We start from the raw sequence: 9,044 nt of genomic DNA on the forward strand, positions 1-9,044 counted from the left end.
GTCGCATCCTGATGATCTGGCATCGGCAGCGGAGGCTTTTCGTCGCCTTTGGGACCTCAAAGAGCGAGCGGGGCAAGACGAGATCGCTGATTACCTTGAGTCAAAAGGCGTAACTAGGGCCAACGCATTGGTGGTCCAAGACGTCTGGATGACTACAGACTTTGTTCTCAGTGGAACTCGCGGATACTTGAAGCTTGAGCACCTTCCGGCAGACCCAAAGAATCCGTAAGTGGGATTCGCCCGTCTGAGCACGCCTTCCATGCAAACTAAAACAAACCAAGCAATGGTCAATATGCGCAAGGAGCTAGTCGAGCTTATCTGTTACGGTGACGCAGTGCTCGATCCGAAGAAATGGCTTGGAGAAGAAGTATGCCATGAAGCCTTAAACATTCCCCATCTGGACGAGATTCCGCTCCAGGCCGTCTTTCCGCTGGCGAAGTTGGTTGAGAAAGGGGAATGTGATGCTCGGAAACTGGCGCTTGCAACCGACATTGACGAGAGCAAGGTCGACGAATACCTGGAAGCGCTCTGCGAGTTTAAGTTTGCCGAGAAGACATTGGACGGCTATAAATCAACACAGACCGGTGAGCAGGCTTTCGAGGCCGTCGGGAAGAGAATGGTGAACCGCGAGCTGTTCGAGGTGAAGCGGAGGCTGAAACAACTCGAAGATCTAAGTCGTCTGATAGAGGCCGCCTCTACGCGCTGAACGCGTACTCCGTGCATGGCTCGCCCCTAGAGGGCGGGCCAGTCATAGGAAGCGAGACAGAGCTTTGCGGCGTGCCTTCGGTCTGCTCAACGAACCGGGCGAAGTCGCGGGCCTTCTGGAAGGCCCCGACAAGCTCGTCGGTGTGCTGGTACAGCTCGATTTCGACTTCGTCGGCGAGCTGCCCTTGACGGTGACACCGCCCGATCGCCTGTTCCCACGCGGCATCGTCGGCGGGCGGGTTCACGAAGAGCATCCGCGAGAACGCGGTTGGGTTCTTCCCCGTGCCATGCGCCCGAAGGGACGCCACGATCGACCGCTTGCCGTTCTCGCGGATGATGGTGCTCAGCCGCTCAAGCGAGGAAACCTGCGACTAATGCACGGGCATCAGATCGCGAAGGCGCTCCCTAAGCATCACGCTGCGAACGTCGCCGATGAGTGGGGAGCCCCCGGGCTCACGGTCGCCTTCGGGCATTCACACCGACCTGGCGTGCATGTGAAGCCGGGTCGTGAGGGCAACTGCCGAGCGATAGCGGTCGGTGCCGGGCGGACGCTCGATCCGGACTGGATTAAGGGTCGGCCGGGCGGCTGGGAAAACGAGCTGCTCGTAGCGTACCTGATGCCGGCCGGGCACGTTGCTGCCTACAGCGTGCCGCTCGTCAGCGGCGCGTTCTTGTGGGGCGGGAAGGTGTACCGCTAACCACATGGGGTGGGCTCGACTGTAGGAAAGAGACCCACTGCGCGCCAACCCGCGATGGTAGCCTTCCCCCTCGGGAGGTCATGCACCATTGCTCCAACCGTTCAGATTGGCCCTAGCGCTCGCGCTCGTCTCGGGAACTGCTGCGAGGGCTGAGCCGGCACAGGGGGCTCGCGTTGACCGTAAGCGCCCCGTGACCGTCGCCAGCACTCCCGCCGAACCGCTGCCCGTTGTCCATGTCGCGGCGGATACGCCGACCGTGTTCCTCTTCTCTTCGCCGATTCAGCGGAAGACCCTCACCTTCGACGAGTCCCGGATTCGCGTCCTGGATGCCGGCGAGCGGTCGATCATCGTTCAGCCCGTGGCCAATCTCGGCGAGGGCGAGCGTCAGGAGATTGGGGTCTTTTTCGCCGACGGCCGAGCGCCCGCACGCGCCGCCTTCGTACTCATGACCGACCCGGCCGATGTGGACTCGCGGATCGACGTGCAGCGCCCGGAGCCGCCGAATGCGGCCTGCCAGCCCACTGCCCAAGCCCCGGTGCCGAAGCCGGAAGACTTCGTGCTCCTTGGCTACGTGGACGCGAAGGGCGTCACGACCTCCAGCCGCAAAGGCACGCTCGATGCGATACAGGGGTTGATTTTGGACAGAATCGTAGCCTTTCGGGGCACGGGTTGGATTCTGGCGGACGTGAAGATTGTGAACCGCCCTGACCACGCCGCCTGGACACCACGAGAAGCGATGTTCGTGGGGCGAGTCGGCATGCCCCTGCGGGCGCGGCTTGTAGCGAAGAAGCCGGGAGCAATCCCTCCGGGGGAGGACGGGCGCGTTCTGGCGGTCGTGGAAGTGCCAGAGGCGAAAGCAGACCTCGTCTTCACCCTGGAGGTGCGTGGGGATGGGGAACGCCGGCTCACGATTCCAGACGTACGCTTTCCGAAGCCCGCCGCGGAGGATGCCCCATGAGCGCGACGCTGCTCCACGTTCCGCCCGGTTCGTTGATTGACGGGTGGCGGGTTTCCAAGCCACTCGGTGACGGAGGCTTTGCGTTCGTCTTCCTTGGCGAAAAGAACGGCAGCCACCGGGCCATCAAGGTCGCCCAGCACCGGGAGTCCAGCGGCGACCCCAAGCAGACCCATTCCCGGACGCTGCGGGAGTTGACGGCGCTGCTCATGCTGGACCACCCCCACATCGTCCGGCCACAAGGATATGGCCTTGCGGAGAGTGGGAACCTCTACCTCGCACTCGACTACGTGGACGGCTGGACGCTCGCGGAATGGGCGGAGCGCAAGCACCCGACCGTTCGCGAAATCCTCGGGGTCTTCGAGAAGATTGCCGGTGCGCTGGCATACATGCATCGCCGGGGCGTCCTGCATCGGGACCTGAAGCTGTCCAATGTGCTCATCCGGAAGAGCGACGGCGAGCCCGTTATCATCGATTTCAGTTGTGCGACCTACACACTCGCCGAAGACCTGACGGACGGGGGTTTGCCTCCAGGGACAGACCGCTATCGCGCGCCCGAGCAGTTCAAGTTCATGCGCGAGCACAAGGACGAGCACCGGGCCCGCTACGCCTTCCAGGTCGCCGACGAAATCTTCGCGGTCGGCGTCATGCTCCATGAACTGCTGACCGACCCACGCCCGACGGAGTTCCGTCCGCGCTTCGACTTGAACAGCCCTGCCCTCCCACCGCCTCCTCCTCGCTTGGCGAATGCGCGGGTGCCAGCGGCATTGAGCGACCTCGTCGAGAACATTCTGGCCCGAGACCCCAAGGGGCGTCCGGTCGATACCGAAGCGCTGCGCCGCGAACTGGCGGACCTCCTTACCGAGCGCTCCGCTGAGTATGACGTGCCGGCCCATGCTCCCGCTGAACAGCGTCGCGGAGTGCCAACACCTGAGGCACTGGCAACGCCCTCCGCGCCGCAATCCCTCAAGCGGCATGTGGCCATGATGGAGCGACCGACTCGCGCGGGAAGGTGGCTTGCAGGCGTAGTTTGTATCGTCGCGCTCGTCATGGCTGCGGCCCTCTGGCGCTCGTCAGGGAGCGCCCCCGGCGGGCCTGCCGGGTCGCGCGACGCCGCAGCCCCACGTCCTCCTCCTGCCACCACCCATTCCCCACCGACCAAGACACCCCCTCCTGTTATGACACCTGCTGGCCCTTCGTCCGTGACAGTCCCGGGGCCAGCCATCGCCGCTGCCCCGAAGGAAGGATCCGCCTTGAAGACCCCAGCACCCGAAGCCTCGCCCCCAGGACGTGCGCCCCGAATGCCGAAGAAGTCCGTTGCCGCCGTCGAGTGCACGTCGCTGTCGCTCGTCGCGGCGCTGGCGGCGGGGTGTCCGGGTGCCCAGATCCGTCCAGAGCGCTTCACCTGCCCGGCTGGGGCGGAAGAGGCCATGCGGGAGCAACTTCACTGGAAGGAAGGGGACAGCTTCTCCCTCCAACTCGATGACCGGCAAGCGGGTTTTGACAATGTATGGTTCACCGCTGGCGCGGAGGTGGTGGGGGTGGTCCCCAAAGGCATCAACGATGACCGGCAGCGTGCAGTCGCCCCTGTTGGAACACGCTTCTACGGCAAGGCCTACTACCTCTCCGACAAGATGGGGCGTGCGGATGGGCCGGCACTCGTCATCCGGTACGACCGAGTCAAGCTCCCGGGACAGGACGAGCAACCCATTTGCTTCGTGCACGAGGGGACTGCCGTAGCGTTCAAGGACGGCAGGGTGATGGCGGTCAATCGGGGCTCCGGGACAGTGGTGGACCGCTGGCCCTGAGCGGCCCCGGGGCGACGTGGTGGGTAGGTGCTTGATTTCGCCCCCTCCTCCTCAAACTCGACATGACCTCCCAGGGTCGTTCCATGACGGCCCATCCCACAGGTAACGTCGTCCACGACGCGTCGGCCTTCGGATGCCTGCGCGAAGAGGAGGAAAGAGCATGTCGGAAAGTGAGTTCAGGCTTCCACGCGGGGCGATTCTCTTCACGCGGGATGGCTTCCAGTACGAGTTCCGCGAAGACCTGGGAGAGGTCCACCACGGGTTGAGTCTCCTGCTGGCCCGGCGCCGTACTTCCGAGGGCAACATCCGGGGCAAGGTACTGCTCAAGGCTGTGGGCGTTCCGAAGTTGATGGAGCTGCCTCGCATCAAGCGGGCGCGGGCGAAGCTGGAAGAGCAGGTGCGCCTCGCGACGTACCTCGACCATCCGGGCATCCTCCGTGTCCATGGACTGCACAAGGCAGAGGGGTGCTGGTACGTCATCACCGAGCATCCGTCGGGGCACAGCATCAACACCCTGTTGACGCTCTCGGGGGAGTGCGGTCGCCGGTTCTCTCCCCTCTTCACCCTCCATGTCGGGGCGCGCGTCGCCGAGGCCTTGGAGCATGCCCACGAGGCGAAGGACGAACAGGGGCGCTCCCTCAACATCGTCCACCGGGCACTCGACGTTGAGCACATCTTCGTCGATTGGAACGGCGACGTGCAGGTCTCCGACTTCGGGCTCGCCCTTTCGGACCTGCCCGGCCGCGTTTCGTCCACGGTGCGCCAGCCGCAGGGGGATGCGTTCTACTCCTCCCCGGAAATGCTCCTGACGGGCCGCGTGGATGCGCGCTCGGACCTCTTCGCGCTTGGCAATGTCCTACTTGAACTCGCGACGGGGAAGAACCTCCTGGATGCCCCGGACGCCTTGACCGAAGAGGGGAAGGACTCGCTTTCAGTCAGGCAGCGCGTGCGGGTCCGACGTGCCGTCAGGCGGGCTCGGCTCGCTGGAAGCCCTGTTGGCGTGGAGGACGCGATCTGGCGCGCGGCGACCTACTCGCAAGCGGACCTGGAGGCGTTGACTGAGCCGCTCCCGCAGGGCCTGGGCCTGGCTCTGCGCAAGCTCCTCCAGCCCCGCCCGGAAGCCCGCTACCAGACAGCGCGGGAACTGGCGGCGGACCTGCGCCGCTGGCTCGGAGAGGGAGACGCCTACGGTCGGAAGGAAGCGGTGTCGGAGCTGCACGAGATGGCGAAGCGATCCCGCGAGGTGATGGTCGAACTGGGCATGCGGCGTCCCCGTGGCCTCCAGGCGTCCCAGGACGAGGTCAGCACGAACTAGCCACGCTGCCTGCGAGGAGGCTCCACTCCAGTCCCGCCATGTTGCACGTATGTCGCATGAAGCTGCGGCATGGGGTGGAACATGGCGGGACAACAGGTCATGCAGCGGGATATCGAATCCGGGGCGCTCCGAGCGGCAGCGAGGTAAGGGCGCGATCCTGCTGGGAGTTTCGCACCGCCCGGTGCGGGTTCGAATCCCGCCGCCTCCATGCAGAACAACCGCCGCGCTCAAGCGCTCTGCCCACGTGGTTCGAGCAGGACGCGCCCGAGCAGGGCACGGCACGTCCCCGGGGCCCCCGCACGGATGCGGGAGCCCCGAGTCACGGCGGCCTACTCGCGCAGCTTGAACAGCAGCACGTCGGAGCGCCGGGACTGCGGCGTGTACCAGGTGCCGTCCATCTCGAGCGCCTCCCTCAGGGTGCCCGCCACCACGACACCGTCCGGGGAGGACGCGAGGTGGAGCTCAGGCCCGGACGTGAGCCCCAGCACGCGGACCCACCGGGACTCCAGCCCGGGACCGAAGGCCGCCAGCGTGGGCCGGGGCAGATCATCCTGCGGCCAGCCGACCTCGCCCAGCCCGACGAGGTTCCCCGCGCCGTACTGGGTCGTCACGATGTTCCCGGCCCCGTCCACGACCATGTCCGTGAACCCGAAGTGCGCGAACTGCCGGAGGGCCACGTCCCCACCCGCCGCGGTGAGCACGCCCACGAGCGCATCCCAGGCACCTTCGTATTCCTCCGGCTCGCGGCTGACGTAGCTCTGGCCGGCGAACGACAGGTACCCGTTGAAGTTCCCGGTGAAGGCGATGCGCTGGTCGGGCAGCACGCCCACGGAGGTCACCTCGCTGAACCGCGCGCTCATCACCCGCGCCCAGCCGAAGTCGCCCCCCACGCCATACCGGGCGACGAAGGCTCCGCGCTCCGCGACGGTGCCGCCACCGAAGTCGGTGTTGTTGCCCGCCTGGCCGCCCACGATGACGCCCTCGCTGGCGTCCACTGCGACGCTGCTGGCCCGCGTGCCCACCAGGGACGTCCCGGCCAGCACTCGCGACCAGAGGTGCGCGCCGTCCCACTGGAGCTTCAGCACGTAGGAGTTCGGGTACGTGTCGTCGTACGGGAACGGCTTGCCCGAATACACCGGCCCGCTGCCAAAGTCCGTGTAGCCCCAGAACGTGCCGACGAGCACCGCGCTGCCGTGCGCGTCCGTGGCCAGGTCGAGCACGTCCATCGGGTTGTCGTAGTAGTCCTCCGGATCGCTCGGGTCCCCGAACCAGGCCCGGAAGCCGCGCGTCCAGTCCACCGTGCCGTCCGGTGTGAGCTTCATCACCACCATGCCGGAGCCCTGGGGCAGCGGCCCCTTGCCCAGGTCCGGTGCCCCGTCGTAGCTGCCGGCCACCAGCACGTTGCCCACCGTGGTCACCACCACCTTCTCCAGCCGCACCCCCGCCTGCGGGAAGGAGCGCGTCCACGCGACGCCGCCATCCGCCCGGTGCAGGGTGACGGTGTGACCCGACGGGACGGACGGGGTCCCCGTGCCGTAGAGCCGGGTGACGACCGCGAACCCGCCATCCGGCGCGGGCGCCACGTGCTGGGGGGACTCCGCCTGAGCGCCTCCGGCCTGATGCACCCAGGCCGTGGTCCCCGACGGCTTCGTGCCCCGGTACGAGCAGAACGGGTCGCTCTCATACGTGATGACCAGCCGGGGCGCGCCCCCGATGATGTGGCGCGCTTCCGCGTCCGTGGAGACGAAGCCCACGCTGTTGGTGCTGTCCGGCAGCAGCGCGAACGCGTACGTCCCGGAGGCCGTCACGGTGTTCGTCACGTCCAGCTCCACCCACGCATCCCGCGCGACGGCCCCCAGGTCCACCAGCGGCTCGCCCATTGGCACCGGGCGGTGGTTCCAGTCCGTCGTCGCCCCGTCGAACGTCAACGCCCGGTAGAGCCGGGGCCCGTTGCCCGTGCCGTCAATGGCATACAGGCGCAGCGCCACCCGCTGGATGCGCTCCGGCCGCAGCTGGACCTCAAAGCGGAGGAAGGCCTCCGCGCGGGGCTCCGCGTCCACCCGCAGCGAGGCGTGGTGCTGGAACTTCTGGTCCGGCGCATCCTCCGCGGCGTAGGTGTCATGCAGCGCGTTGACGGGCACCTCGACGTACTCCGTGCGGGTCAGGCACGCGTCCGTCGGGGCCGCCTTCGCCGCGCCCGTCCAGACGAGCAGCCGGGGACGCAGCGACGCATCCGAGCTCTCCCGCGAGAAGAACGTCACGCCGTCGCGGGAGGTCGGGTACAGCCCGAACGTCACGTCCCCGTTGCCTCGCACCAGGTCCGTCACGTCGTAGTCCACCCAGCTCCCCGTCGCGAGCCCCTGCGCGTCCTCCACCGGGCTGCCCGTGCGGGCCGGCCGCGAGCTCCACGTGACGCTGGCCTCGCTCCACGGCAGCCCCGTCAGCGCGTACACGGCCGGGCCGTCATCCGACCCCGAGCTTGCGTACAGGCGCAGCACCGCGCGCTGCACGGCCTCCGTCAGCCCCTGCACCGGGAAGCGCAGGTAGGCCTCCTGCATGGGGGCGCTGTCCACCTTGAACGTCGTGGCGCCGCCCTGGGCCGTGTCCGGGCGCTCCGCGTCGACGAACGTGTCGCCGCTCGCGGTGAAGGAGACCGGCGCGCCGGAGAGCGTGAGCGGCGCGGGCGGCGGCGGCGGGTTGTTCGCGGCGGACTCCACGGTGAGGACGAGCTGCGGCTTGTACTCGAAGGACTCGCTCGACCCGAACGTGAGGCTGTCCGTGCCCTTCGCCGAGAGGAGGAGGTCGACGCTGTAGTAGCGGCTGGGGATGTACACGCCCGACACGTCGAGCTCCACCCAGGTCCCGCTCCTCACGGGCCCCTCGCTCGAGGTGAGCCAGGCGTCGGTCCAACTCGGCCGGGTGTTCCACGTCACGCTCTCGTCCCAGATGTGCACGCCCGGCGAGTCGTGCACGGCGACGCCCTGGGCCGCGTTGTTCATCGCGAACAGGCGCAGCCTCGCGGACGTCACCGTCCCGGGAACGGGGAGCTCGGCCCCGGAGAAGCGCAGGTACGTCAGCGCCTCGGGGGTTCGCGAGACCTTCAAGGTGGAGGAAGCGCCGAAGCTCGTGTCCGGGGACGCGGCCTCCACATGCGCGTCCTCCGTGGGCGTCAGGACGACCGTCCGCGTCGTGAGCGCCGCGCGCTCCGTGCTGACGGTCTCCGCCCCGGGGTCACGTGAATCCTCCTCCACTGTCAGTGGCGCGCCGCACCCACTCAGGGTCACGAGCGCCACACCCATTCCCCACAACATCCCTGCGACTGTCATCCGTCTCACGCTGACTCTCCCTCTGGGACCACGAGAGGAAGCCTGAGCAACAGCTGAGCCAGACATCGGGCCGTGGCCGCTCCCGCCGGGAGGGCAGGCAACAGGGCCGCCTGCTTTTTCCCGGGGGGAGATGTTCAATGCCATCCATTCGTCCCGGTCCGCAGGGGGGCATCCCGGCGGACTCGCAGGCGGACACCGTGGCGAGGGTCTCCATCGACACGCTCATCGTCACCGCGA

6 protein-coding genes are annotated in these 9,044 nt (G+C 67.2%); 5 read left to right on the forward strand and 1 reads right to left on the reverse strand.

Translation table 11 applies throughout. The features are described from left to right. The first annotated feature begins 229 nt into the window (after positions 1-229). The 5 genes from ACLEQD_RS00240 (at position 230) to ACLEQD_RS00260 (ending at position 5,481) form a co-directional block, all read left to right on the forward strand. Complete coding sequence (locus ACLEQD_RS00240) at positions 230-706, forward strand: hypothetical protein (RefSeq protein WP_410380791.1); 477 nt, start codon at positions 230-232, stop codon at positions 704-706. A gap of 64 nt (positions 707-770) precedes the next feature. Beyond that, positions 771-1,403: a hypothetical protein gene (locus ACLEQD_RS00245; protein ID WP_410380793.1), complete on the forward strand. Its 633-nt coding sequence runs from the start codon at positions 771-773 to the stop codon at positions 1,401-1,403. An 88-nt stretch (positions 1,404-1,491) separates the two neighbouring features. Next, positions 1,492-2,361 carry a DUF2381 family protein gene (locus ACLEQD_RS00250; RefSeq protein ID WP_410380795.1) on the forward strand — a complete coding sequence of 290 codons (870 nt, stop codon included), beginning with the start codon at positions 1,492-1,494 and terminating at the stop codon, positions 2,359-2,361. Continuing rightward, the gene (locus ACLEQD_RS00255) at positions 2,358-4,166 is read left to right on the forward strand and encodes a serine/threonine protein kinase (protein WP_410380797.1); all 1,809 of its coding nucleotides are present in this window, start codon (positions 2,358-2,360) and stop codon (positions 4,164-4,166) included. Before ACLEQD_RS00250 ends, ACLEQD_RS00255 begins: the two co-directional genes overlap by 4 nt. A 160-nt stretch (positions 4,167-4,326) precedes the next feature. After that, entirely contained in the window at positions 4,327-5,481 is a 1,155-nt protein-coding gene (locus ACLEQD_RS00260) for a serine/threonine protein kinase (RefSeq protein WP_410380799.1), read from the forward strand. Between the two features lie 329 nt (positions 5,482-5,810). Here the strand turns inward: ACLEQD_RS00260 and ACLEQD_RS00265 are convergent, their stop codons facing one another. Then, a complete protein-coding gene (locus ACLEQD_RS00265) occupies positions 5,811-8,780 on the reverse strand; it encodes a DNRLRE domain-containing protein (RefSeq protein ID WP_410380801.1) in 2,970 nt (989 codons plus the stop codon). Positions 8,781-9,044: the final 264 nt, after the last annotated feature.

It is taken from the genome of Corallococcus sp. 4LFB, from assembly GCF_046520365.1.
Taxonomy (GTDB): Bacteria; Myxococcota; Myxococcia; order Myxococcales; family Myxococcaceae; genus Corallococcus; species Corallococcus caeni.

What these genes read in the sequence shown, in the direction of transcription:
- ACLEQD_RS00255 (WP_410380797.1), top strand. Translation starts at nt 2,358, where the DNA reads ATGAGCGCGACGCTGCTCCACGTTCCGCCCGGTTCGTTGATTGACGGG.
- ACLEQD_RS00260 (WP_410380799.1), top strand. Translation starts at nt 4,327, where the DNA reads ATGTCGGAAAGTGAGTTCAGGCTTCCACGCGGGGCGATTCTCTTCACG.
- ACLEQD_RS00265 (WP_410380801.1), bottom strand. Translation starts at nt 8,780, where the DNA reads ATGGGTGTGGCGCTCGTGACCCTGAGTGGGTGCGGCGCGCCACTGACA.